This window comes from Roseococcus pinisoli (assembly GCF_018413645.1).
GTDB classification, from domain to species: domain Bacteria; phylum Pseudomonadota; class Alphaproteobacteria; order Acetobacterales; family Acetobacteraceae; genus Roseococcus; species Roseococcus pinisoli.
In genome coordinates this window covers 1,028,585-1,052,833 of record NZ_JAHCDA010000001.1, presented here as the reverse complement: position 1 = coordinate 1,052,833, position 24,249 = coordinate 1,028,585, and the positions used below count along the sequence as shown (strand labels likewise).

28 protein-coding genes are annotated in these 24,249 nt (G+C 66.9%); 7 read left to right on the top strand and 21 right to left on the bottom strand.

Annotated elements, in window-relative coordinates:
• Positions 1-69 precede the first annotated feature (69 nt).
• Positions 70-258: a hypothetical protein gene (locus KHU32_RS05075; protein WP_213668926.1), complete on the top strand. Its 189-nt coding sequence runs from the start codon at positions 70-72 to the stop codon at positions 256-258.
• A 153-nt stretch (positions 259-411) separates the two neighbouring features.
• Here KHU32_RS05075 and KHU32_RS05070 read toward each other — a convergent pair whose 3' ends face one another.
• Positions 412-1,383: an SDR family oxidoreductase gene (locus tag KHU32_RS05070; protein WP_249680556.1), complete on the bottom strand. Its 972-nt coding sequence runs from the start codon at positions 1,381-1,383 to the stop codon at positions 412-414.
• Positions 1,384-1,439: 56 nt separating this feature from the next.
• A complete protein-coding gene (locus KHU32_RS05065; RefSeq protein WP_213668925.1) occupies positions 1,440-1,748 on the bottom strand; it encodes a plasmid stabilization protein in 309 nt (102 codons plus the stop codon).
• A 234-nt stretch (positions 1,749-1,982) separates the two neighbouring features.
• Here KHU32_RS05065 and KHU32_RS05060 point away from each other — a divergent pair, with 234 nt between their 5' ends.
• Positions 1,983-2,303, top strand: a complete 321-nt coding sequence (locus KHU32_RS05060) for a hypothetical protein (protein ID WP_213668924.1) — start codon at positions 1,983-1,985, stop codon at positions 2,301-2,303.
• On the opposite strand, the gene KHU32_RS05055 is transcribed toward KHU32_RS05060, so the two are convergent.
• The 4 genes from KHU32_RS05055 to KHU32_RS05040 form a co-directional block, all read right to left on the bottom strand.
• Positions 2,300-2,599, bottom strand: a complete 300-nt coding sequence (locus KHU32_RS05055) for a hypothetical protein (protein WP_213668923.1) — start codon at positions 2,597-2,599, stop codon at positions 2,300-2,302. The two genes, KHU32_RS05060 and KHU32_RS05055, sit on opposite strands and share 4 nt — an antisense overlap.
• A 156-nt stretch (positions 2,600-2,755) precedes the next feature.
• Positions 2,756-3,505, bottom strand: a complete 750-nt coding sequence (locus KHU32_RS05050) for a lipase family protein (protein ID WP_213668922.1) — start codon at positions 3,503-3,505, stop codon at positions 2,756-2,758.
• A gap of 139 nt (positions 3,506-3,644) precedes the next feature.
• Entirely contained in the window at positions 3,645-4,508 is an 864-nt protein-coding gene (locus KHU32_RS05045) for a helix-turn-helix transcriptional regulator (protein ID WP_213668921.1), read from the bottom strand.
• A gap of 79 nt (positions 4,509-4,587) precedes the next feature.
• Positions 4,588-4,743 carry a hypothetical protein gene (locus tag KHU32_RS05040; protein WP_213668920.1) on the bottom strand — a complete coding sequence of 52 codons (156 nt, stop codon included), beginning with the start codon at positions 4,741-4,743 and terminating at the stop codon, positions 4,588-4,590.
• Between KHU32_RS05040 and KHU32_RS05035 the strand changes: the two genes are divergently transcribed.
• Entirely contained in the window at positions 4,742-5,587 is an 846-nt protein-coding gene (locus tag KHU32_RS05035; protein ID WP_213668919.1) for a DJ-1/PfpI family protein, read from the top strand. The two genes, KHU32_RS05040 and KHU32_RS05035, sit on opposite strands and share 2 nt — an antisense overlap.
• 294 nt (positions 5,588-5,881) lie before the next feature.
• On the opposite strand, the gene KHU32_RS05030 is transcribed toward KHU32_RS05035, so the two are convergent.
• On the bottom strand, positions 5,882-6,085 hold the full coding sequence (locus tag KHU32_RS05030) for a cold-shock protein (protein ID WP_213668918.1): 204 nt from the start codon (positions 6,083-6,085) through the stop codon (positions 5,882-5,884).
• Between the two features lie 845 nt (positions 6,086-6,930).
• Entirely contained in the window at positions 6,931-7,635 is a 705-nt protein-coding gene (locus tag KHU32_RS05025) for a CBS domain-containing protein (RefSeq protein WP_213668917.1), read from the bottom strand.
• Positions 7,636-7,820: 185 nt separating this feature from the next.
• Here KHU32_RS05025 and KHU32_RS05020 point away from each other — a divergent pair, with 185 nt between their 5' ends.
• Positions 7,821-8,687, top strand: coding sequence for a LysR family transcriptional regulator (locus KHU32_RS05020; RefSeq protein WP_213668916.1), 867 nt, complete (start codon positions 7,821-7,823; stop codon positions 8,685-8,687).
• A 14-nt stretch (positions 8,688-8,701) separates the two neighbouring features.
• Here the strand turns inward: KHU32_RS05020 and KHU32_RS05015 are convergent, their stop codons facing one another.
• A complete protein-coding gene (locus KHU32_RS05015) occupies positions 8,702-9,148 on the bottom strand; it encodes an Rrf2 family transcriptional regulator (RefSeq protein ID WP_249680555.1) in 447 nt (148 codons plus the stop codon).
• A 68-nt stretch (positions 9,149-9,216) separates the two neighbouring features.
• Here KHU32_RS05015 and KHU32_RS05010 point away from each other — a divergent pair, with 68 nt between their 5' ends.
• The 3 genes from KHU32_RS05010 to hmpA are packed head-to-tail and all read left to right on the top strand — an operon-like array spanning position 9,217 to position 10,904.
• Entirely contained in the window at positions 9,217-9,369 is a 153-nt protein-coding gene (locus tag KHU32_RS05010; RefSeq protein WP_213668915.1) for a hypothetical protein, read from the top strand.
• 10 nt (positions 9,370-9,379) lie between these two features.
• The gene (locus tag KHU32_RS05005; protein WP_213668914.1) at positions 9,380-9,649 is read left to right on the top strand and encodes a DUF1971 domain-containing protein; all 270 of its coding nucleotides are present in this window, start codon (positions 9,380-9,382) and stop codon (positions 9,647-9,649) included.
• Between the two features lie 43 nt (positions 9,650-9,692).
• Entirely contained in the window at positions 9,693-10,904 is a 1,212-nt protein-coding gene (hmpA, locus tag KHU32_RS05000) for an NO-inducible flavohemoprotein (RefSeq protein ID WP_213668913.1), read from the top strand.
• A gap of 239 nt (positions 10,905-11,143) precedes the next feature.
• On the opposite strand, the gene KHU32_RS04995 is transcribed toward hmpA, so the two are convergent.
• The 12 genes from KHU32_RS04995 to wecB form a co-directional block, all read right to left on the bottom strand.
• Positions 11,144-11,581 carry a hypothetical protein gene (locus tag KHU32_RS04995; RefSeq protein ID WP_213668912.1) on the bottom strand — a complete coding sequence of 146 codons (438 nt, stop codon included), beginning with the start codon at positions 11,579-11,581 and terminating at the stop codon, positions 11,144-11,146.
• A 453-nt stretch (positions 11,582-12,034) separates the two neighbouring features.
• Positions 12,035-12,373, bottom strand: a complete 339-nt coding sequence (locus tag KHU32_RS04990) for a hypothetical protein (protein ID WP_213668911.1) — start codon at positions 12,371-12,373, stop codon at positions 12,035-12,037.
• Positions 12,374-12,523: 150 nt separating this feature from the next.
• Positions 12,524-14,035 carry an FAD-dependent monooxygenase gene (locus tag KHU32_RS04985; RefSeq protein WP_213668910.1) on the bottom strand — a complete coding sequence of 504 codons (1,512 nt, stop codon included), beginning with the start codon at positions 14,033-14,035 and terminating at the stop codon, positions 12,524-12,526.
• A gap of 180 nt (positions 14,036-14,215) precedes the next feature.
• Entirely contained in the window at positions 14,216-14,467 is a 252-nt protein-coding gene (locus tag KHU32_RS04980) for an acyl carrier protein (RefSeq protein ID WP_213668909.1), read from the bottom strand.
• Positions 14,464-16,086 (bottom strand): AMP-binding protein, encoded by a 1,623-nt coding sequence (locus KHU32_RS04975; protein WP_213668908.1) that lies wholly within the window; start codon positions 16,084-16,086, stop codon positions 14,464-14,466. The genes KHU32_RS04980 and KHU32_RS04975 overlap by 4 nt, the downstream gene beginning before the upstream one ends.
• Entirely contained in the window at positions 16,083-17,213 is a 1,131-nt protein-coding gene (locus tag KHU32_RS04970) for a hypothetical protein (protein ID WP_213668907.1), read from the bottom strand. The genes KHU32_RS04975 and KHU32_RS04970 overlap by 4 nt, the downstream gene beginning before the upstream one ends.
• Complete coding sequence (locus KHU32_RS04965) at positions 17,210-18,403, bottom strand: glycosyltransferase (protein WP_213668906.1); 1,194 nt, start codon at positions 18,401-18,403, stop codon at positions 17,210-17,212. The genes KHU32_RS04970 and KHU32_RS04965 overlap by 4 nt, the downstream gene beginning before the upstream one ends.
• Positions 18,400-18,879 carry a hypothetical protein gene (locus tag KHU32_RS04960; protein ID WP_213668905.1) on the bottom strand — a complete coding sequence of 160 codons (480 nt, stop codon included), beginning with the start codon at positions 18,877-18,879 and terminating at the stop codon, positions 18,400-18,402. The genes KHU32_RS04965 and KHU32_RS04960 overlap by 4 nt, the downstream gene beginning before the upstream one ends.
• Positions 18,873-19,796, bottom strand: a complete 924-nt coding sequence (locus tag KHU32_RS04955) for an NAD-dependent epimerase/dehydratase family protein (RefSeq protein WP_213668904.1) — start codon at positions 19,794-19,796, stop codon at positions 18,873-18,875. The genes KHU32_RS04960 and KHU32_RS04955 overlap by 7 nt, the downstream gene beginning before the upstream one ends.
• Positions 19,793-20,509 carry a hypothetical protein gene (locus KHU32_RS04950; RefSeq protein WP_213668903.1) on the bottom strand — a complete coding sequence of 239 codons (717 nt, stop codon included), beginning with the start codon at positions 20,507-20,509 and terminating at the stop codon, positions 19,793-19,795. Before KHU32_RS04950 ends, KHU32_RS04955 begins: the two co-directional genes overlap by 4 nt.
• Positions 20,496-23,000 (bottom strand): glycosyltransferase, encoded by a 2,505-nt coding sequence (locus KHU32_RS04945; RefSeq protein WP_213668902.1) that lies wholly within the window; start codon positions 22,998-23,000, stop codon positions 20,496-20,498. Before KHU32_RS04945 ends, KHU32_RS04950 begins: the two co-directional genes overlap by 14 nt.
• A gap of 133 nt (positions 23,001-23,133) precedes the next feature.
• Complete coding sequence (gene wecB, locus KHU32_RS04940) at positions 23,134-24,249, bottom strand: non-hydrolyzing UDP-N-acetylglucosamine 2-epimerase (RefSeq protein ID WP_213668901.1); 1,116 nt, start codon at positions 24,247-24,249, stop codon at positions 23,134-23,136.

Below are 24,249 nucleotides of genomic sequence, written 5' to 3'. Positions count from 1 at the left end.
TCTCGCGGGATGATCGAACGATCGGCGCCGGGGCGCGTTGAACAGGCTCAACCCCGAAGGGAGAACGCCATGACCACCGGAAAGCCCAATCCCGGCAGCTCGAAGAAGGGCGACATCGACCTGCGCAGCAGCGACGCCCAGGGCAAGCAGGCCGACGAGGTGAAATCCCACGCCGAGAAGGCCTCCGATAAGCCTGCCGAGAAGTCTCCCCGCGCCGGCGAGACCGCGGGCGCGCTGAAGGACCAGACCGGGCGCTAGACGATGTCCGCCTGATTTTCGGCAAGCGTTATTGTGCGCTGCAACTGAACGGGAAGCAGCGCGTTATCCCTTCACTCTCCCCGTTCCTCTACATCCAGCCCGGCCGAGCCATCCCCTCGGCCGGGCGCATTTTTGTGTGGAGGATGCCGCGCATCAGTGGCTCGAATAGCCGCCGATGACGGGAAGCACCTCCCCGGTGATGAAACTCGACATCTGCGGCGAGGCGAGGAAGACGTAGGCCGGCGCCAGCTCCTCCGGCTGGGCAGGCCGCTTCATCGGCGTGCCGGATCCGAATTCCTTGGCCTTCTCCGCACTGTCGCTGGGGTTCAGCGGCGTCCAGACCGGGCCGGGCGCCACCGCATTCACGCGGATCCCACGCGGCAGCAGGCTGCCCGAAAGCGCGCGGGTGAAGGCGTGGATGCCGCCCTTGGTCATCGAATAGTCCACGATCGACGAGCTTCCGAAGAGGCCGGTCACCGAACCGGTGTTCACAATGGCGGAACCCGGCCGGAGATGGGGCAGGCAGGCCTGCACCATGTGGAAATAGCCGTAGAGATTGGTTTTGACGGTCAGGTCGAAGTGATCCTCCGTCAGATCCTCGAAACGGCTGACATGCAACTGGAAGGCGGCATTGTTCACCAGCACGTCCAGCCCGCCGAGGTCGCTCACGACCTGTGACACGGCCTTGTCGCAGAAGGCGCGATCCGTGACGTCGCCGGCGATCGACAGGCCGCGCCGCCCCTCCTTCCCGATGGCCGCGAGCGTGACCTCCGCATCCGCCTGCTCCTCGGGCAGATGCAGGATGGCAACGTCGGCGCCCTCGCGCGCGAAGAGCACCGCCACCGCACGGCCGATGCCGGAATCACCGCCCGTGACGATGGCCTTTCTACCCTCGAGCTTGCCGGAGCCCTTCCAGTAGGGCGCGTCGTACATCGGGGCGAATTCCTGCTCGCTTTCCAGCCCCGGCTTCTCCAGGAGCTGCTTGGGGAAAGGCGGTTCGGGATAGCGGCGTGCGCCGGCCTGCATGGCGCCCTTCATCTTCTCCGGCGGGCGAGCCTTGTCCGCCGCCTGGACCTGGGCCTGGATCGCGCGCTGGCGATCGACCACGCGGGTCGTTCGGTTCATGGCAGTTGTCCCTGGATGTTGCGCCGCGCCCGGGGATTCCGGGCGTCCGGCTCGTACTAGGAGGCTCTCTTCGCAGCCGCGTTCCGCTTGCGGGTGGCGGCCGCCTTCTTGGCGGAGGCCGACCTGGCTTCCGCGGAGCGTGAGGCCGCGACCTTGCCGCCCCGATGCGCCGCCGGATGTCCCGTTTCCTGGCCGCGCCCCGAACCGCCGGGCTGCTTGCCGCCGCCGTCATCCTTGTTGACGGTGGCCCAGGCCCGGCGCTCGGCCTCCGTCTCCGAGACACCGCGCTTCTCGTAGCCCGCGGCGATGTGGTCGGCCTTGCGTTCCTGCTTGTCGGTGTATTTGGACTTCTCTCCACGAGGCATGGCCTGGTCTCCGTCTGTCCAGGGGTGAAACTCGCGAGCGGCCGATAAGTTTAGGGCGCCCCGCTGTGCTGCCCTCAGCCGTCGGTCGTCTCGCATCATTCTGTGCCGACACTGTCAGCCCGACCGACAGCTCCGGCATTTTGCTGGCTAAACTACTTCCGATGGCATAGGTTGCCCTTCCCGCAACCGAGGCGCGAGCGCTTCGTGCGACCGCCTTTTGGAAAGGAGGCGGCGATGACGGACCACTACATCCTGAGATTCTATTTTGCCGAGCCGGGCGACCTCGGCGTGCCCGACGTCTATTGGAGCGGCGGCATTTTCGGCGCGCGATCCTGGGCCAGGAGCCGGTTGGAGCATCTCGGCGCCAATGGCCGCGGCTCGCATGAGCTCGGCCCCCTTCAGTGTTCCATCTGGACCGGGGGCGGACAGGAAGTCTGCGTGGCGGAGCTGATCAGTACGGACGGCCCGGTCGCCGGTCGTTGGCGTGCCCCCGGCCACCTCGCCCCAAGCCCGCACAGCCCGGAGCAGGCGGAAGAGGGAGCCCTGCTGGGTTAGTTCTGGAGCTGGCTAGTGGCCGCCCAATCGGTAAGCCGGTCCTCTCCCGGTTCGGGCACCGCGTCAGGTTGCAGGGCCTTCTCGAGGGCATGAATGCCCAGCGTCGTGATCTTCCAGCCGGCCTGACGGGGGAATCTGCAGGAGGGCCCTGCCTCGGCATATCCGCCGCGTGTCAGGGTCTCCATGATCGTACAGCCGATGCCGCGCGGCAGTTCGCCGAGCGACAGATAGCGTTCGGGGCTATTATGCAGAGAAATCAGTGCTCTGAATTGACGCTCGGCCGTCTTCCCTATCATTTTTCAGCATCCCATTCGGGCATTGTTCTGCACTGCATGAGGCGAAATCCCCAGCGATACAAGTTTCATTAATTTGCTATCGCGCAAGATTTGAGAACGCGTCTGTCCTTCCGGCGACGCCGCGCCGTCTGGTGGATCTCCGGCCGCCTTTCCCCGTCAGCTCGAGATCGACATGTCGCCCTGGAAGGAGAAGGGATCCCGGGCGCCCGTCGTCGAGAACTGACCCTGCGGCCGCAATTCCTCCAGCGTGTTGGGGATCTGGTGCGCCGCATCGATGCCGCGCGGGCTCATCATGGTCACCACCACGCCCAACCGCTTGCCGGCCTGCTCCGAGATGTTCACCGGATCATTCTTCACCCGGAAGTTGACGATCTTCGGCCGGTTGCGGCCGAAGGAAGCCTCCACGCCCTTCACGGCGCTCACCGCCGGGGCGGAGAAGGTGACGGCGGCGACGCCGGTCGCGGCAGCGGCCATCTGGGCCAGGCCCCCGCCCAGGGAATGGCCCGTCAACGTCAGCCTGCTGCTCTTGGCCGCCTGCATGGCCTGGATGGTGAAGGCGATGGCGGAAGCGCGCTGCTGCGCGAGAAGGCGTTCCGCATGCGCCGCGAGCCCGATGCCGGCCAATCCGCCGAGCGCGGCCAGCGCGATCTGTCCCTTGCTGCCACCGAAACCGAGATCGGCACGCCAGTCCACCATCACCTGATCCGTTTCCGAGCCGGCGAAGGACACGACGTATTCGAGCTGTCCGCCCACGGCACGCATGTAGAGCGCGGCGTGGAAGCCGCTGATCTCATTGGGGCGCAGCGTCTGCCGCGCGAAAGAGCCCAGCTGGCTGACCGTATCGTAGTAAACGCCGTCGGCCAGGGTCGCGTATCCCAGCGTCGTCATCGTCGTCATTGCAGGCATCTGCGTGCTTCCCACCCTGTTCCTCACGCCGCGATGGCGTGTGCGGGGGTGCTCTCGCGCGCCCGAGGAACGACGTCTTGAAGGGCAAGCGGGAATTGTCGATTTCTGCGCGAGGGCCGCCGCGGAAGCGAACCGGCTTCTAGCGGGTGCCGCGCCGGAATCGCGCGGGCGTGGTCCCGGTGACATGCCGGAACCGGCGGCTGAAATGCGCCTGGTCCGCGAAGCCCAGCATCACCGCGAGATCGGCCAGCGGCAGGTGCGGCTGCGCGCGCATCAGCGCCTGGGCCCGCGCGATCCGGCTGCGCGTCAGATGCGCATGCGGGCTCTCGCCCATGGCCGCGTGGAAGCCGCGCGTGAACTCCGAGAGCGACAGCCCGGCCGTCGCGGCGAGGCTGTCGAGCGAAGGCGGCGAGGAAGGATTGCGGTCCAGCGCCGCCTCGATGGCTTCCAGCACGCGCTTCAGCTGGATCTCGCCCAGGGCCCGCCGCGCCCCGAGGCGCCTGGGCGCGGCGAGGGAAGCGGCCAGGAAGGCGATCGCGTGGTCGATGTAGAGGCGTTCGCTCACGCCCTGCGCGGCGCGCTCGGCGAGCTCCAGCAGCACGCTCCGCAGAGCATCGTCGCGGAAGGGCAGCAGCCCGCGCAGGAAGGCGTCCTCGGCGCGGCCATCCACGGCCGTGAAGGTCACGGCGGGGAGCGAGAGGGTGAGCATCCGCGTGCCGCCCTCGGCCTCGTATTCGAGGTCGGTAGCGCCGGGCGACAAGGTCATCAGGCCCACGCGCGGCGGCGGCAGCTCACGCACATCACCCACATGGCGCGTGATGCGGCCGGGCGTGCGGCCGAGGCAGAGGTGCAGTGCAAGCGCCATGTCGTGGCGGGCGCGGGCCCAGCCGATCGACGGATTCACGGCGCGCATGAGCTCGGCGCCCGAGGACAAGGTCCAGGCGGTATAGTGGCCGCGGCCGAGCCCGCGATCATGATACGCAGCGGAGAAGCCTTGCGACATCGATGCCACTTCTGTCCAGGCCCATTACATGAGCTGGACTCGGCATTAACAATCACCGGGAAGATCTGACAAGTCCTCGTCACCGGACAGTGCCGAAACGACACTGTCCGAGCGAATTGCGGCGGCAGCCGTCTCGGCCGGCGAAGCCCGGCGTGCAGAACAGCGCGAACCGGCGTATCCGGGCGACGCCAATGCCACCGCCCGGCTCAGCAGGCCGTTCCAGGAACTCCCGCATGACGCACGACACCTCCTCGCCCGTACCAGGCGGCCTCGCGCGGCGCGGGCTCGCGGCCGCGGCGATGGGCAGCGCACTGCTCTCCGCACCGCAGGCTTCGGCACAGCCCGCCAGCCCCGCGCCAGCCGGGCCGTCACGGCCGCCGCGCCCGGCCGGCCCGCCGATCACCGTAGCGATGCTCGTTCATCCGCAGATGATCCTGCTCGACCTGGCCGGGCCGCAGACCATCCTGAAGATCCTCGGCGCGGACATCCATCTGGTGGGCGAGACGCTCGATCCCGTCTCGACGGATGTGGGCATCAACGTCACGCCGACGATGACGCTGGCGGACTGCCCGCGGGAGCTGGACGTGCTCTTCGTTCCGGGCGGGCTGATGGGCTCCATCGCGACGATGGGCAACACCACCGTCCTCGATTTCCTGGTCGATCGCGGTGGGCGTGCGCGCTACGTGACGAGCGTCTGCACGGGCGGCCTCGTCCTCGCGGCCGCGGGCCTGCTCCGTGGATATCGCGCGACGGCGCATTGGGGCGTGGCGGACCTGCTCCCGCTGATGGGCGCGATCCGCGATCCGGGCCGCGTGGTGCGGGACCGCAACCGGCTCACCGGCGCCGGCGCCACCTCGGGCCTCGACTTCGGGCTGACCCTCGCGGCCCTGCTCCGCGGGCAGGAGGCGGCGGAGCGGGTACAACTCATCCTCGAATACTCGCCGCAACCGCCGTTCCGCGCCGGCACGCCAGAGGAAATTGGGCCGGATCGCCTGACGGTCGCGCGGGCGGGACGCGTCTGGATGGATGGGCAGGCGCGACAGGCCTCGCTCGCAGCGGCGCGGCGTCTCGGGATCTGAAAAGAAATCGGCCTGCAGAAATTCCGCCGATGTCGCCGCGTGCGATGGAGGCGCGCGCTCTTCGCCGGAGCGATAGGTTTCGCCAATGCTTTCAGTGTCCGTCGCTCGACGTCGTGTGCATCTGGAGATGACGAAGGCAAGTTGTGAATCGTCGCATCACAGCTGTGCTGACCGAGCGGTGCTTCGCCATGCGAGCAACGCCGCGATGTTGCCGGACCGCTCATCGCAGCCCCAATGAAAAAGGGCGGCCCCTGCGGGCCGCCCTTTCAGATGAAACCTCGAAGTTCGAGGAGTTCAGCTGACCTTGAGGTTGACCGCAGACGTCTTGCCGCGCTCTTCCGTCAGGTCGAAGGAAACCTGCTGGCCATCATTGAGGCCCTGAAGGCCCGCCGCCTGGACAGCCGTGATGTGCACGAACACATCGGAGCCGCCGCCAGCCGGCGTGATGAAGCCGAAGCCCTTGGTCGAGTTGAACCACTTAACGGTGCCTGAAGCCATGTTAGTTATCCTGATCAAATGCGTACGGTGATTTCCGACGCAAAACGCCAACTCAAGCCGGACAAATGGGACTTATCCAGTTGGCCTTTAGGAGCTTCTGGGATCAGAACGGCCGGACGAAGGCGCGACCAATGGCGCAGATCAGGTGCCCCGTGTCAAACATCACGTGATTCTTTCTCGTCTCGCCCATCTGACGCGAGAGGATGAATCGAGGTTCGGCGCTCGCAAGCTGCTGGCAGCGCTTGGTGATTCAGTGATTCTGAAAGAGCGCAGATCGAAGCCGCGAAAAATCATTCGTCCCGCTCGGAGCGCGCCGGTCACGGCCTTCAACTGAATCAAGGACGGCGATGGACGTGGCGAAGCTCGAGAAAGCCAGGCGAAAGCCCACCACTGACGCGCCTGCCGATACGTGCGCGTTGCACGACCTCCTGCGATGGGAAGCGATCAGTCGTCGGCACTGAATTCTCCGCCTACGGCACCGATGGTCCTCAACACCATGTGCAGCTCCATCAGCGGAGCGATTTCAGCATACGGAGTTGCCAGGCGAACGATCAGCAGCGCGCTCGCGAGAGGGAGGTCTTCGTCTTGCAGATCGAAGGCAGAAGGTGCTGCACGGTCTGCGGAGGATCACGTGTCGGCTGGAGCATTGGGGGCCGATGCGTATTCGCCTTTGAGACACATCGCGCGTTCCCGCTCAGCTGCGCATTCTCGTGTGCAGAGCCGTCACCTGGCTCACGCCGCGTTCGGTTGAGATGACTCACGGCCAAACATCCGGCGCAGCACCAGCCGCTCCGGATGGGGTCGTATTTCAACCTCCATACGGCCCTCACGAAACGCTCAGCCCCTCAGCCGATCCAGTAGAGATCCTCGGTTCCCTGGATGGTCTGGTCGGACACGCCTTTCACCCCATGAACCTGCTCGGCCAGCACGCGCAGCCCACGCTGGACCGACCGGCCCGGCCAGAGCCCGTGGAACTCGACGACGCCCTCATGAACCTCGACGGAGGCGTGGGCGGTCCCCGCCCATGCCTCGCGGCGCATGATGGCGACGACCGCGCTGCGGATGCGATCGTCCGAGGGAACATCGATGGCCGGTTCCGGCGGCGAGACGTCGAGGGCGCGCAGCAGGTCGCGCCGGCTGACGACGCCCTGGATGCGGCCGGCCTCGACCACGACCACGCGCCGGATGCCATGCTGCTCCATGGCCGCCGCGATGGCGGAGGCCGGCGCATCGGGGCCCACGGTCACGACGTCCTGGGTCATGACCTCCTCCGCGATCCAGCCATGGGCCCGCGCATAGCGTTCGGCCGCCTTGTCGGCATTGACGAACAGCGACCCGACCCAGGACGGCGCGTGGTCGAGCCGCGCGGCGAGGCGGCAAATGAGATCGGCCTCCGTCACGAGGCCCAGCAGCACCCCCTCCTCGCCTTCGACGGGAACGGCGGAGATGCCGCGCTCGGCCAGCAGGCGGGCGATATCGGCCACCGGCATGTCCGGCGGGATCGTCACGACCGGCTCCGACATCAGCTCCCTGGCATTCGGCTCTCTCATCTTCGTCACTCCTGGCCCTGGCGGGGGCCGGCCGTGCTGACCTTCGGCAAACCGCGGCGGGAGTGGATGCTGCCTGCATCCGAGGAGCCACGGGAGGTGAGCACGCAGAGAGTGATCCCGGCGTCTATCTGCTGACAAACGAATTTAAATGCAGCTTTAATGCCGATAATCCTTATTGTTCCGGCATGGATATCGAGCTCGCCCGCACCTTCCTCGCCATCGTCTCGGCGGGGAGCTTCGTGCGCGCGGCGGAGCGGCTGCATGTCAGCCAGACGACCGTCAGCGCCCGCATCCGTTCCCTGGAGGAGCAGCTGCGCCGATCCCTCTTCATCCGTAACAAGGCCGGCGCCACGCTGACGCCCGCGGGGGAGAACTTCCTCCGCCACGCGCCGGCGCTCGTGCAGCTCTGGGAGCGGGCGCGCCATCAGGTCGCGGTGCCGGCCGGCCGGCGCGCCATCCTCTCCATCGGCTGCGAGAACAGCCTGTGGGACCCGCTGCTGCTGCGCTGGCTCCTCTGGATGCGCCGCGCCTGCCCCGACGTCGCGCTGCGGGCGCAGGTCGGCAGCTCCAGCACGGTGATCGGGCAGGTCGTCGAGGGGATCGTCGATATCGGCGTGGTCTATGCGCCCCGCTACCGGGCGGGGCTGCGCGTCGAGCACCTGACGGAGGAGCGGCTGGTGATGGTCCGTGCGACCCGGACGGATCCGGCGCCGGACGACTACGTCCAGGTGGAATGGGGCCAGGACCTCGCTCTGCATCACGCGATGGGCCAGGCGGGGCGGCCCGACTCGAGCCTGGTGGTCGATCTCGGCCCGCTCGGCCTCGGCTATATCCTGGAGGCGGGCGGCCATGGCTATTTCCGGCTCGGCGCGGTGAAGCCGCATCTCGATGCCGGGCGGCTGGCGCTGGTGCCGGAGGCGCCGGAATTCCTCTACCCGGCCTATGCCATCTTCAGCGAGGGTGGCAACGATATGGGCCTGCTCGAAGAGGCGCTCGAGGGGCTGCGCCATGTGGCCCAGGCCGCGCGCCTCGCCGAGGTGCCGGCCGGCTAGGAGCTACCGTCGCCTCAGGCGGCGATGCCCAGCAGTCCCCGCAGCTCCGCATCGGGCACGGCAATGTCGGCGAGCGTCGTGGCGTCCAGCACCGCCAGGAAGGCCTCGCGCGCGGCATGCAGCGCGTGCTTCAGGCGGCAGGCCGGGAGGATGACGCAGTCGCCCTTCGCGAAGCAGGGCACCAGCGCCAGGTCCGGCTCGATGCGCCGCACCACCTCGCCCACCGTGATGTCCGTGGCCGGCCTGGCCAGCACGAGGCCGCCGCCGCGCCCCCGCAGCGTGGTCACGTATCCGGCCTGGCCGAGCAGATGCGCCACCTTCATCAGGTGGTTCTCGGAGATCCCATAGGCCTGCGCCACCTCGGCGATCGTCGCCCGGCCCTGAGGCTTCAGCGCGATGTGGATCAGCATGCGAAGGGAGAAGTCGGTGAAGGTGGTGAGGCGCATGGGGATAAGATGCATCAAGCGTATTGCTTTACAAGCATGGCCTTTCTATAAGGTGTATGGATAATGCATCTTAGGAGGCTCCCATGAGCCCGAAAGACCTCTTCCTGCTCCCCGGCAACCTCACCAGCGACGCCCTGCATGTGGGCGATGCCGATAGCCGCACGATGATCCGCACCCTGGTGAACATGCTGTTCTGGAACCTGCTGGCCGTCCTCGCCGTCCTTCCGTTCGTCTAGGAGCGGCGCCATGGCGACGCCCTACCGGTCCACGCCGGTCTTCGACGAGACCACCCTGCCCGCCGCCCTGAGGGCGCGGCACAGCACCAAGGCCGGCACCTGGGGAATGATCCGCGTGATCGAGGGGCAGGTGCAGCTCACCTATCTCGAGCCCTTCTCGACCCTCCTGCTGACGCCCGATCGCGCGGGGCCCCTGGCGCCGGGGCAGCCGCATTTCGTCGAGCCGGTCGGCCCCATGCGCCTGCGCGTCGACTTCTATGACGAGCCGCCGGGCGGCTAGCGCCGCCTTCCACACCTTCCCGTTGCCACTGCAGGAGACGTTGATGTCATCCCCACTCAGCGAGCGCACGATCGCCCTCGTGAAGGCCACTGTTCCCGCGCTCGAGGCCCATGGCCTCGACATCGTACGCGAGATGTATGCGCGGATGTTCCAGAACCCCGAGATCCGCGACCTCTTCAACCAGTCGCATCACGGCGACAGCGGCTCGCAGCCGCGCGCGCTGACCAACGCGATCCTCGCCTATGCCAACAACATCGAGAATCTGGCGGCGCTGGCCCCCGCGGTGGAGCGCATCGCGCAGAAGCATGTCGGCCTGCAGATCCTGCCCGAGCACTACCCGCATGTCGGCGAGGCGCTGCTCGGCGCGATCAAGGCCGTGCTCAGCGATGCTGCGACCGACGACATCCTCGCCGCCTGGGGCGAGGCCTATTGGTTCCTGGCGAATATCCTCATCGCCCGCGAGAAGCGCATCTACGAAGAGCATGCGGCGGCAGAGGGCGGCTGGAACGGATGGCGCGACTTCGCCGTCGAGAGCATCCGGCCCGAGAGCGCCCTCGTCACCTCCTTCACCCTGCGCCCGACCGACGGCCGGCCGGTGCTGCGGCACAAGCCTGGCCAGTACCTGACCTTCTGGCTGGAGATCCCTGGCCAGCCGCCGGCGAAGCGCAACTACAGCCTCTCCGCCGCCGCCGATGGCGAGACCTATCGCGTCTCCGTCAAGCGCGAGCCGCTGGGCCTGGCCTCGCGCTGGCTGCACGGGCAGGTGAAGCCGGGCGATGTTCTCAAGGTGGGCACGCCCGCCGGCGAGTTCTTCCTGCCCGAACGTGTCGACCGTCCCGTGGTCCTGCTCTCGGGCGGCGTGGGGCTGACGCCCATGGTCGCGATGCTGGAGACCATTGCCCGGCACCAAGCGGACGTGCCGGTGCATTACGTCCACGGCACGCTGGACGGCTCCACGCATGCCTTCGCCGAGCATGTCCGGCGTCTCGAAGGCGGGCGCCGGAACATCCGGGTCACGAATTTCTACGAGACACCGCGCCCCACGGATCGCGAGGGCCAGGACTACGACCGGGCGGGCCTCATCGACAGCGCCTGGCTGGCGGCGCAGACGCCCATCGAGGTCGCGGATTATTATCTGTGCGGACCGCGCGCTTTTCTGCGCGCCTTCGTCTCCGCGCTGTCGCTCGCGGGCGTGCCTTCCGAGCGGATTCACTACGAGTTCTTCGGCCCGGCCGACGAGCTGCTCGCGGCCTGAGTGGGAAGCGCCTGCCCCTTCACGGGGCAGGCGTCGCACATCGTGGAGGCTCGAAGGAGCTCGGGGCTCACGCGGCAATGCGTGGCGAGCAGGTAGGCCGCCAGTCGCCCTCACCCGCTCCCTGTCGCAGGCTGGAGCCCCCGGGGAGCGGGATTGCGGTCGCCTCGGTCGGACCTGCGGGTGGCGCGCCACCCGACAGGCTTTCGTCGGCAGCGACCGCGGCGCTTAGACGGCCGAGATCAGTAGGTCAGCGACACGAAGCAGGCGCGGCCCTGGGCAGCAGGTGTGCTGCTGTCCGCGAAGCAGCCGCTCGTGAAATCGACCATCACGCCGGACATGCCATGGCTGCTGATGACCGACATGGCGCGATCGATCTCGGGCGTCTCGGCCGTGGTCAGCACCCGCCGCATGTCGTTGAGGAAGGCCGGCTCGGCGGTGTCGGCCTCGTTGTAGCGGATCGTGGTCAGGTTCCGGAACTGGGAAACCCGCACCTCCTTCGTGCCAAGCCGCATGGTGCAGGCCCGCGCGCCTTCCGGCTGGACGGGCTGGCAGCTTCCCTGGGCGGGCAGGGCTTGCATCTGCGCCCGGCGAACCGCCGGATCGCTGCTGCGGGTGGCCGTGGTCGCGCAGGCGGTGGCGAGGATGAGAAGGGGAAGAACGGACAGACGCTTGAGCATCGAGCCTCCTGGTGGGCGAGAAAGGTTCAGCCGGCATTTAATGCGGGAAGGATGGCCGGAGCAGGGCGTGGCGCCCATTTTTGCGGCTCAATGAGGGAGACTGGTGGCCTTCCTGTTGCCGGCGGCGCCCCGTGGATGGGCAAATGTACCGGTGGCTCGGTCATCGAGCCACCTTCCTGATCGAGCCGCGAAGCACCCGTCAGACGCCTCGCGGATTCGCTCTTGCCCAGCCTGGGAGAGCGGAGGCCGTGCCATAGCAGCCAGCCTAAAAACTCGCCAGACATGGCGATGAATTTGTTATTAACCTATTGAAAAATTTCACTTATGGCGAAATTCTGATCTACGACCCAGGTCGGAAATCTCCGGTGAAGGGCCTATGCCTTCCCGAAAACCGGCTGAATTCCCCCATCTCCCATTCGGCCTCACCTGCCCGGCTCAAAGAGGGCCATGGCCTTAAATCGGCAGCGCCTCGGCATCATTGGCCGCCGCCTCCCTGCAGGCCGTGAGGGCGGCGAGGGTTGTCTCCGCCTGAAGCAGGGCCGCGCGGTCCTCGCGGTCGACATCCGCCAATTGCTCCTCGGCGTCCGCAACACCGTTCTCCAACTTCGAGAGGAAGTCGGTTTTGCGGCTGCTGACAGCCAGCAAGTCGGACTCTTCCGCGCTCCATTCGCGCAGGATGATTTGGACTTCCCGCGCCATTCGGGCCGGCGAAGCCGCCCGGGCGGCCAGTTCCTGAAGCCGTGCGAGCGCCGTGGCGACGGCTACGGCGCGCGGCCTGGTCACAGATCCCATCTGGATAATCCTTACTGTATGTTCTTTATTTGTTCCAATATCCCAGATGAGGCGCCGCGCATAGGGATTCTCGCTTCCGGATTGCCGTTGAGCCGCCCCCCCTCGCCGGCGCTTCGTCCATTGGACGGCCTGTCACGTCGTCCCCGCACATCACCGAAGCGTGTAGCCGCGCGAGGCAAGGTACCGGCTCAGGGTCACGGGAGAGGCCTGCGGATCGGCGAGCGCCACATAGGTATCAGGCCGGAGCAGGTAGGCGGCGTCCTGCGCCAGGCCGACCTTGCGATGCGCGCGGCTCCACGCGAACACATGCAAGGGGATGCCGTGCTGATCACACCATCCCTGCAGATCGGGCCTGGCGGCGCCGTAGACGTGAACCTGCCACCCGATCGTGGAGAGTGGCCGGTAGTTGTCCGCACCAGACACCCAGGGCAGCCGATCGCCCCCCTGAACAGAGCCCGCCTTACCCTCGCTCAAGGCGCTGTCGCGATAGTTCTGCGCCGTCTGGGAAACCCTGCGGAAGAGGAACCCACGCACGCCTTCGAACTTGTAGGCGATGCTCGCAAAGACGGGCGCGATACGGGTGCGTACGACATTCGCGAAACGGCCTTCGGCCGTCACGAAGGTGAACACGCGGTCCGTCGTTTCCACCAGCTGGCGAGCAAACGCCTGGCGCTCCTGCTGGTAGCTGTCGAGCAGGCTGTCCGGGGCCTGCCCCTTCAGGACGGCCGCCAGCTTCCAGGCCAGGTTGATCGCATCGGCGATGCCGGTGTTCATGCCCTGACCGCCAACCGGGCTGTGCACATGAGCCGCGTCGCCCAGCAGGAAGGCGCGACCGAGCCGGAACCGGTCGGTGACACGGTGGTGAACATGGTAGGTGGAGAACCAATTCACCTTGTTGACCTTCACGCCCAGGCCATCGATGGCCCGATGACCCACATCATCGAAGGTCAGATGTTCCGCGTGCTCCGCGCGCTCGTCGCTGACGGTGCCGATGAGGCGACCGAGGTCGGCTTTGCCGTACGAAAGCACCGCCACAAAGTCGGAACTGTCGAGAGCAACATGCACCTCCCCCGGCGGCTCAAGACCGCTCACCTGGACGTCAGCAACGTAGAAGACGTGCTTGTAGGTTCCGCCTTCGAAGCTCGCTCCCATCTGATGGCGAATGGGTGAGCGGGCCCCGTCGCAGCCGGCGAGATAGCGCGCTTCGCAGAGCTGCTCGCTCCCGTCCGGCATCCGCAGTCGGGCCGCGACGTGATCCTCCTTTTCCTCGAAGGCGACCAACTCGGTCTGCCGCTCGACCGTGACGCCCAGCGCCTCCAGGCGCTCGACCAGGAGACGCTCATGCTCGTCCTGGGGGTAGATGAGGATGAAGGGGTAAGGCGTAGCGCTCCCCCCCGAATCAGCAATGACAACACGTGCCCGGCGCTTGCCTCGTGCCCAGAGGTTGAGCGAGAGGTTTGGATGCCCGGCCGCGATCACGCTCTCCGCCAGATCGAGCTGCCGGTAGAGCTCCAGCGTGCGGGCCTGGACCGCCATGGCCCGCGAGGTCTCCCCCGGCCCGACGCTCTTGTCTATGATTCGGACGCCCACCCCTTGCCTGGTCAGCCAGAGGGCCAGGATCAGGCCGGTCGGCCCGGCTCCCACGATGAGAACGTCCCGCATCCGTGTATCCCCAGATTGGTGACTTTCGGATCATTCAAATGGGGGCTTAGGGGGCGGAATGAAGCTCCGTCCGTAACTGGCTTTTATTCGAAGAGCTTCTGGAAGTTCGCGGTCGCCCTGGAGTTGCGACCCGCCGTGCCGCGTAGAGCGCGGTCCGAGAGGTGCCTCCCACCCGCCACCTCAGCCGGGTGTGTCCTTGCGCGCCAGGCGCTCAGCCACGAGGTCGGCCAGCGCTCCTATATCCGGCAGGCGGGCGACCTCGTCGGCGGCGATGTCCACGTCGAATTCCGCTTCCAGCTCCATGACCAGGAAGAGGTGATTCAGGGAGTCCCAGCCCGGCACATCGGCCGCCGACATCGAACGGCTGACGACGAGATTCGGCTGGCGAAAGGTACGGCGAAGGACGGCGCCGAGCGTGTCGAGGATCGTCATGGCGTTGCATCGGCATGCGCCGCCCGGATCAGATACTTTTGATGGTTCCGCTCTCGCGACACCTTACCGGAGGTGGTTTTGACCAGCCAACCTGGCGGCACCAGCTCGACCGCCGCGCAGGGCATCCCGAAATGCGCAAGCACGGCCCGATTCACCGCGGCGACGAGATCCGGCGACGGCGCCGACGTCTCTCCGATCACGACGATCTCCTCCGAACCCGTGCGGTCGGACGCCACGCCCAGGGCAATGCATCGCCCCGGGTGAATGCCGGGAACGTCATTGACCGCCGCCTCGACATCATGCGCGTAGATGTTGCGCCCGTTGACGATGATCAGATCCTTGATGCGCCCCAGCACGAAGACCTCGCCCTCGTCGAGGAAACCGATATCGCCGGTGCGGTGGAAACGGTCAGGTGTACCGCCGCTGCCGAGGTAGCCGGAAAAGTTGAAGGGCGAAGCGACGCAGAGCTCGCCGACGATGCGTTCCTCGCTGCGCATCCGGCCTCCGTGCAGCACTTTAATCTCCACGCCCGCCAATGGTTTGCCGTTGGACAGCAGCTCGGTATCCCCAGGAAACACGCAGGCATTCTCGATGCGGATGCCGATGCGGCGCGGTTCCACGCCACGCTGGGACTGGCTGACGGCGAAGACGGTCTCCGCCATGCCGTAGGAGGTTTGCAGCGTACCCGCCCGCAACCCATGGGAGCCGAAGCGCGCGAGGAAGCGATCTTGCGTGTGGCCGCGGTTCGTCTCCGAGCTGCCGATCAGCATCGCCACCGAGGACAGGTCGTAGCGCTCGTTCCGCGGCACGCCTCGCGTGAGATGCGCGAAGGCGAAATTCGGCATCCAGACATGCGTTGCGCGGAACCGCCCGATGGCTTCCAGGAGCAGCTGCGGCTTCAGGGCCCATTCGAAGGGATCGAGGGCCACGATCGGAACCCCGGACACGCTCGGCAGGAGGAAGCACGCGATCAGTCCCATGTCGTGATAGAGCGGCAACCAGCTCGCCACGCAGGATCGCGGATCGAGGCCGAGCGTCGGCGCATAGGCGTCCAGCTGCGCCAGGACGGCGCGGTAGCTGAGAACGACGCCCTTCTTGAGGCCAGTGGTGCCTGACGAATGCTGCAGCAATGCCGCACCTTCCTCCGCGATCGCCGCCGGCGGCGGGAGGAGCGCGGTGCAGCCGACCGCAGGCGGCGCCAGCACGGCCGTCGCCTGCGGCCCGAGCAGGTTAAGGAACTCCGCCGCCAGGTCGGGTTCGGCCATCAGTGCCTTGGCCCCCGTCCGGCGCAGGACGGTCGCATGGACCTCTCGATAGAGCGCGAGATCCTGGCGCGGATTGGGAAAGGGCAGGAAGCTCGGGACGGCGCCGATCCACATTGCGGCGAGGAAGGCGGGCATGGCGTCGGCACCATGCCGCAGGATGATGAAGACGACGTCGCCTTCCCCGACACCCGCCGCGCGCCAGGCCGCCGCATGCGCGCCCATCCTTCCCGCAAGCTCGGAACGGGTGACGGTCAGATAGGCGTCGTTCTGGCGCAGATAGACGAAGGGCAGCTCTGGATCGGCGGCGAGTATCCCGGCCAGGCGCTCCAGGAAGCGATTGCCGCAGGCCGTCATGCCAGTTCCCGCATCGTATCGAGGACGGTCTGCCGCATCGCGAGATCGTAGCGGATGCCTTCGGGGGTGCCGTCCTCCAATGTCCAGTTGTAGCTCGGTGACGGCACAGGCAGGGGCACGACGCGCGTGGTCGGCAGCCGTGGTGCCGGCAGGCCTGGCTTTTCGCTCGGAGAAGTCAGCAGGACCAGCAGGCGATACGCCTCGTCCCGCATCAGGCCCGCGAGGGCTGTTTCCAGGCGGTGCAGATCCGTGACCTCGGGCAGCACGCAGAGAAAGACGCGCGGTCCGGTACAGGCTTCGGCGAGGAAATTATGCGCGCGCCTCGCGCAGCGCGCACGAAGCTCCGCCATCCCATCCCGCAGAAAATCCTCGTCGCAATCGTGGTTGAACAGCATGGCGTAGCGGCGGATGCGGCCAACCGGGATGCCGCGCGTGATGGTCGTAAGATCGAAGGCCGCGGCGTCGAAGAAGGCCGAGAAGCCGTCCTCGAGCGCCAGGACGATGCTGCTCTCGACCGTGACGCTCATGTTGAACGGCATCAGCGCGTCCACGGCATCGACATGGCGCAGCATGTAGCGGTTGGGCTGCATCCAGGGATAGCAGCCCGACCCCAGCGAGATGAGCCGCACCTTCGAGGCGACGGCCAGCGCCTCGTCGTAGCCGCGAAGCAGGGTGGTCGCCTGCTGAGCCAGCGGTGTGTCTGGATCGAGGTGAGGAAGGCAGCCTGCGAGCAGGTCGCGTGCCGCGTTCTGCAAGCCCGTCCCACGGACATGACGGAGGATCGGGTCGGCGGCGTAGGGCCAGACGACAGGATGACGGGCGAGGTCGGCCACCCAGCGTTCGGCCTCGCCCTGCCGCCCGCCATGGATTGCCGCGGCGATCACCAGAAGCCGCCCGCTGACGCCGAGATAGGGTTGATTGATGTCCGGCCCGCGCGACAGACCTTCCTCAAGCGCCGCTACCGCGGACTGGTAGGCGCAGCGGCCAAGCCTGACCTGCGCCAGCGCGCTTATCGCCTCGGCCGAAAAGCCGTGCTCGGCCATATGCGCCCGAATCGCCGCGTCGCACTCCAGCCCCTGCCCGTAGGTCCAGTCCGCCGGCAGGGTGGGGAGAGGCGGGGTGCTCAACGCCCCTCCATCCCACGCCGGTACACGGCGCGCGCGATGGCAGCATTGGTGGCCGCATCCCAACGCTCGCTCACAGTAGCGAGGTTGCGCGTCGCCGCGGCGTCGACCATGCGGTCGTCGCGCAGGGCCCTGGAGATGGCGTCAGCCACCGCGGCGGTATCGTTCACCGGCACGGAGAAGCCGGTGACGCCATCCTCGAACCAGTCGCAGCCGCAGCCGGCGCCGCTCTGAATCGGAAAGGCGCCGAGCGCCATGGCCTCCAGCATCATCGTCGGCAGGCCATCGGAAATGCTGAGCGAAACGAGCAGACGCGAGCGGGCCAGCTCTGTCAGCACGTTCTCCGGTTCGGGCAGGCGCGGCAAGGCGGTCACCTTCAGGGCGGTGCGGTTGGCCATGATGCCAGCCCATTCCCGCAACGCGGCATCGGCGTTCGGAATCACGATCTCGTAGGGCTCGACCTCCTTGGCGATGAGCATCAGGGCGGACAGGGCCGACAGATTGCGGCCAGCCCAGTTCTGGTAGCCTTTGACGAGGATCTGGCGGCGCTGCGAGGGCGGCAGGGAGGGCCGCGCGGTAAGCTGCGCGACATCGATGCCGCAGCTCGATGGCAGTACCGGCAGTTCAGGTCCAATGTAACCCAGCTTCCGGGCCAGACCGAGATCATTGCGGCAATCCGCCAGATGAAAATCCACGCCGCGGAACATGGCCCGCAGCCGGATTTCGTGATCCGGCAAGCTGCCGTAGAGCGCGAGATCGCTGCCCCAGGTGGAGTGGATCCAGGGCAGGCTGCGCGGCTGCCGCCGCCACAACTCGGCGACGATATAGCCGGCGATCTGGCTCTCCATGCTGTGCAGGAGATCGGGGCGGAAGCGCGTGACGGCCTCGGCCAGGCGATCGGCGGCGGCCAGAGCCCCGACCGGAACGAACTGATGCGTCAGCGGCTGGAACCGCCAATCGCGGTCGATGGCCGCGGAATCGTCGCCGCGCACGTCACGGGCGTCGAGGCAATGGATGCCGGGCGGCAGATCCTCTTGGAGCTCCGCCATGGAGACGGTGTCGAGCCCGTCCCAGCCCTGCCCCTGCAGAGCGGGGAAAACGAGGACGCTGATATCCGCATCCGCCACTGCCCGCACCCAGCGGTGCAGATGCGGGCTATTGGCCAGACCGATGACGAGAAGGCGCGTCGTCATGCGCCAAGCAGGCGGCGCAAGCCGGTACGCGGCTGCAGACGCGTTTCCAGGGACATTGCGAAGGCACGGAGGTCGTGGCCGTCGAGAATGGTCATGTTCTTCTTCGGCCTTGTGCCGGGATCGGGAAACATCAGGCCCAGGATGGCGTGCCGACAGCAGCGCCTTGCAGCGTCCCAGGTGGAGCCATGCGGCAGCGCGTCCGCCATGGCGACATAATACGAGAAGCGGACCGCGGGGACGTTCGGCGTCCAGCGAAGGATCAGCTGATCGCTGCGGCGGCGCATCAGCTCGAGTTCCAGCAGGACATCGTCCTTGTCCGCATGGATGGCCCAGAATTCGGCCTCGACGCCGTGTGCCATCAGATGGGACAGGCTCGCCGTCAGGTGAAAGCCGCGCATCCCGCCGCCTTCGCGCAGATCGAGCAGCACGCGCTGCGGCCCGGGCGCGACCATGTCCCTGATCGCCCCGATCAGCATGCGGTCGACATCATGGCGTCATCGTATCCGTTGAGCAGCCGCGCCATCTCGGCGGCGACGTCCGGCACAGCCAAGGTGAAGCCGAGGGACGCAAGCCGACGTGTGCAGCCATACATGCACGGTACGGCGCTGACACCCGAAAGGGCCGTATCGATCTCGAGCCTTACCGGCACGTCGGTCGCCTGCAACAAGGCGTCCAGCATGTGATCCATGCGCAGCGGCACGCCCGAGCACAGGTTGACCACGCGGCCAGCCGCCGATGGAGACTGGCTCAGCCCGATCAGCACGCGAACCGCATCGTCCAGCGCGATGAAGTCCCGATAGGCGTCCAGCCGCCCAGTGGTGAGCACACCGCCATCCTTGCCCAGCGCCGAGACCTCGCGCGCGAAGCGGCCGAGCGCCAAGTGCGGGCGCATCCCGCAGCCGACGACGTTGAACAGGCGCGGAAGATAAACGGTCTGCCCCGTGGCGGCGGCCGCGAGGCCAAGCTGGGTCTGTCGCAGCTTACTGGCTGCGTAGGGCGTAGCCGGATGGCAGGGATGATCCTCGCGGACCGGCAGATCGCGTTCCGACACTTCGCCGTATTCAGCTGCCGTTCCGGCCAGAACCACGGAGGGGCGCCGCGGCGCCAGGGCTGCGGCTTCCAGGAGCGCCTTGGCAAAACCGACATTCACCCGCTCCAGCGAAGCCCCGGCGCCGCCGGCGGTGCCCGCGAGGTGGAAGACCACGTCGCACCCACTCTGCTTCAGCAGATCAAGCAATCCATCCCGTGACACGTCCTCGATGTCGAGCAGGTGGGTGCGCACCGCGGCGGGGCGGCGGCCGACGGCCTGCACGTCCCAACCCGAGGCGAGCAGGACACGGACCAGCGCCGCTCCGATGAAGCCGGTGGCTCCGGTGACAAGCGCAGACGTCATGGCATCACATACGGATTGAAGAGCGTGCTGGGTCCTATGCGCGTGGCATACGGCAAGGGTTGCTCCGCGTTCCATCGATACAGCGCCGTGCCGGCGAGGATGCGCTGGGCGATACCGGCACCCAGGCAGTTGGCAATCCACCAGGCATCCACGTCCAACCAGTCTCGCCGGGCATCGGCCATCGGGAAGGGCACGCGCTGATACACCGCGCGATGGGCGAAGAAGCACGTGGCATAGGGGCAGGATTGCAACAACCCGGCGCCGGCCGCCTGGTTGAGCATCGGCTCCTGAAGGACCGTATCCAAGGCCAGGTCGAAGTAGTTACGACCGCAGGACACGATGACTTCGGGGCGCCATACGGAATGGCGCAGGTCCTCGCGCCCGATGACACACATGGCCTCGGTCAGAAGGTTGCCCGAACACAGATCGCCGGCGGTGAGGAAGGCCAGATAACGCCCCCGGGCCGAGGCGACAGCATGACGCTGAGCATCCAGCGGATCGATCAGCGCGAGTGGGCGCAGGCACATGGCGTCCATGTCGCCAGCGAAGCGCGCGGCAAGATCCGAAGTATCGGGATCGTGCAGCAACAGCACTTCGATGCCGATGCCTGGCGCCAGCGCGCCCGCCGCACGCCGCAACGCGAAGAGGGTCGCGTGCAGCGCAGCGGCCTCCCGGCCCACGGCCAGGACGACGGAAAGATCAATGCCGGTCATCGGACCTGCCCAGGTAGCCAGGTATGGATGCCAGGCTGCGGTCGAGGGCGTCCCGGCTATAGTCGCGCAACAACAGGGCCTGTGCCGCCTGCACCCGACGGCGCGCCTCCTCCGGCGCCGCTTCGATCTGCGCCAGGGCATCGGCATACTGCGCCACGGTCCCGGCCGTCGGAACGAGCCAGCCGGTATCATCGGTGACGAATTCGCCTATGCCGCCGATATCCGGCGCGATGACGGGCAGGCCGCATGCCGCGACCTCGAGCAACGCCACCGGCATGCCCTCGCCCGACGTGGTGAAGACGTAGGAATCGAAACCGTCCATCGCGATGTCGCCCAGCGACCGGAAGGCGCCGGGGATGGTCACATTGGGTTGAGCGCGGAGCTCGGAGAGGTCGACCGAAGCCATGCCGCTGTCGCCGAACATCTCGAAACGGCGTGCCGGCAAGCGCTCGGCGAGACGTGCGACAATGTCGAGGCGCTTTTCCGCCGCGATGCGGCTGAGCCACAGCGAGCGACGCTCCGCCGAGGGCTGGAAGAGCCGCAGATCCCGTGCCGGATCGCCCCCGCCAAGCCCGATGACCGGCGTGCGCACGACATGCATTCTTTCCCCGGCCGAGGCACCTGCACCGAAAGCTGCGGCCGCCTTGCGGAGGATCGTGAAATTGTCGCCGAGCACGCCGGCGAGATGCTCGATGCAGTGCGGCAGAAAGTCGTAATAATAGAGGGCGGCCGGGGCGCCATCACCGAGGCGGATGTCGCTGTAGATGTTCGCGAAGAGCGCACTGTCCGCGGCGTATTGGCGAGCTCGGTCGCGGAATGCCAGCCACCCGATGCGGCTGTTGATGCAATGCACGGTCCCGGGCCGGCGCTGAATGAGGATGCGATCCAGGATCTCCTGCCGCGCGCCATCATCCATCGATGCGTCGATGTCCGACAAGCCGAGAAAGGCGATGCCGTTATGGTGGCGGGCGCCGGTCGCGGGCTGGCTGCCGTCAGGAGCGATGATGCAGATCCCGGCCTCGTCCCGCAGGCGTCGCAGAGCCTCGATCAGACGTGCGGTGACGGTTTCCGAACCGCCCACACCACTGATCCATGGCAGGAGGAGGAGGTGATCGATCCGGGACGGCAGATGGTCGATCGCCCGGCTCATCAGGAGGCCGAGGGAGGGCGTGGCGAGCCTATGGACCCCCGCGCGCAGATGATTCAGGACTGTCGGCGTCGGCGAGAGCGGGGCGACGATGTGGCGGAATGCGCTCAGGTCGTCGCGCAGTTGCGGCAGGAGCGCGTCGAGCCGCTGTTGCGCCTCGTCCCCTAACGGCGCCGGAGGCAGTGCACTCGCTTCGGCCGGTGGCGTCACATCGACGGAAAGCGGCGCCGGCAGCGGTGCATTCGATTCGACCGGCGGTGGCGGTGGGGCGGCAGGTGGCGTCATGCTCGCAGGAATGGGCGCCACGAGGCCGAGCTGTTCCGCGCCGCGCCGAAGCGGCCGCCGAACCCTCGCCGGAAGCCGCATCGCGACGCTCCGGAGTCTTCGCAGGGTGCGGTGGCGAAGGCTGCGTACCAGGAGCCGGAGGAGGAAGCGGTTATCCGGCTGCTCCTCGCGACGCCAATACGCTGGAACGAAGGAAAGTTGCGCGGGCGAGATACTGTAGGATTGCCGAAGGTGAAGCGCCGCCCGAAGCGGATTGCTGTCCTGCAGGATCCAGGCAGCGAGGGCCTGGGCCTCCGCCATCGCGAAACGCCGGAGGCGGATGACATCCGCGGGTAGCCCCGACGTGTCGAAGAAGCGGCTGGCAATGCGAAGAAGCTCGTCGGCGCGGGCGCGATTGCGCTCGGCAACGGTGATGGAACCCGCATGGCTGCGCCAGGACGCCAGCCGTTCCGGCAGGCGCGCGAAGGGGCCACGCAGCGACAGGTGCAGCCAGGAATCCAGATCCGGCGCGTGGCGGTAGTCGGGATTCCGCAGTCGATGCATGTCCGGCAGCGTCGCGCGACGAATCAGGGTCCCGACGCCGGGAATCGTCCGGAAACAGCCGATCATGAGGTCGCGATCATAATCCGGCAGCAGGATGTCCTGCTGTCGGCACCCGGCACCGTCGATGACGTCGTAGTCCGGATACGCGACCAGAAGCTCCGGCTTCTCGTCCATCAGGGCCACGATGCGCTCGAGCCAGTTTGGCGTCACCAAGTCGTCGGAGGAAAGCACCGCGAAGTATTCGCCACGTGCCATGGCCCAACCGCGATTCGTCGTCGCGGCCTCGCCGCGATTCTCGTGGCGCAGATAGACCAGTCGGGGATCGCCAAAGCCCAGAACGACCGCCTCCGTGGTGTCAGAGGAGCCGTCATCGATGATGAGGTATTCGAAGTCCCGGAACGTCTGGCTGAGGACGCTCTGGATGGTGAGGCCGATGAGATCAGCGCGGTTGTAGGTGGGGGTGACGACGGTGACCCGCGGTGGCTTCCGGCGTTCCGCGCGACCTTCGCTGATCATCAGCGCCTCTGTTCACCATGCTGCGCCACTGATCCGGGTCTGAGTGGCAATATTATAATCACCAATCCTCGAGCGGCGGGCGACATTTACGTGCGCGCTTCGCGGGGTGTCAAGACGCGAATTCTTGGCGATTCTACGATCTCCAGACCAAATGATTGATTTGATCGATGTACGACAATACTATGCGCACAACCTTTCCCGCCACATCCCCCGCCTCGTAGTCCGGCACCCGCCCAGCGGCCCGCTCGGGTAGGCCACTGCGGACGCAGGCGATCGCCTCCATCACGCGATCGGGATGCAGCGACGACATGACCAGCACGCCCGCATCCATGCCCTCCGGCCGCTCATGCGCATCGCGCAGCATCACGGCGGGAAAGCCGAGCAGAGCGGCTTCCTCGGTGATTGTGCCGCTGTCGGACAGCACGCAATGGGCGTGCGACTGGAGGTGGATGTAGTCGGGGAAGCCGAAGGGCGGCAGGAAGCGGATCAGGGGTGAGGCCTCGGCGCCGAGATCCGTCAGGCGCTTGCGCGTCCGCGGATGGGTCGAGACGATGACCGGCCAGCCGAAGCTCTCCGCCACGCACTCCAGACAGTCCAGCCCGTGGCGGAGGCGATCCGGCGCGTCGACATTCTCCTCGCGATGCAGGCTGACGACGAAGTAGCGATCGGCCTGCAAGCCCAGGCGCTCGCGGATGTCCGAGGCGTCGATCTGCGGGCGGTAGCGCTGGAGCACCTGCTCCATATGCGAGCCGACCTTGAAGACGCGATCCGGCGGCAGGCCCTCCGCAAGCAGGTAGCGGCGCGCGTGTTCCGTCAGCGTCATGTTGACGTCGCTCAGATGGTCTATGATCTTTCGGTTCAGTTCCTCAGGCACGCGCTGGTCGAAGGAGCGATTGCCTGCCTCCATGTGGAAGACCGGGATGCGGCGGCGCTTGGCGGGGATCACCGCCAGGCCGGAATTCGTGTCGCCGTAGATCAGCACGGCATCGGGCCGTTCCTGCTCCAGCACGGCATCGACGGCCGTCAGCACCCTGGCGATCGTATCGATCGGACCGCTACCCGCCACAGCAAGGAAATGATCCGGCTGGCGGATACCGAGTTCGTCGAAGAAGACCTTGTTCAGCGTGTAGTCGTGATTCTGCCCGGTATGCACCAGCACATGCTGCGTCACCCGGTCGAGCCGCTCGATGACCAGGCTCATCTTGATGAGCTCCGGCCGCGTGCCGAGGATCGTCATTACCTTGCGCAT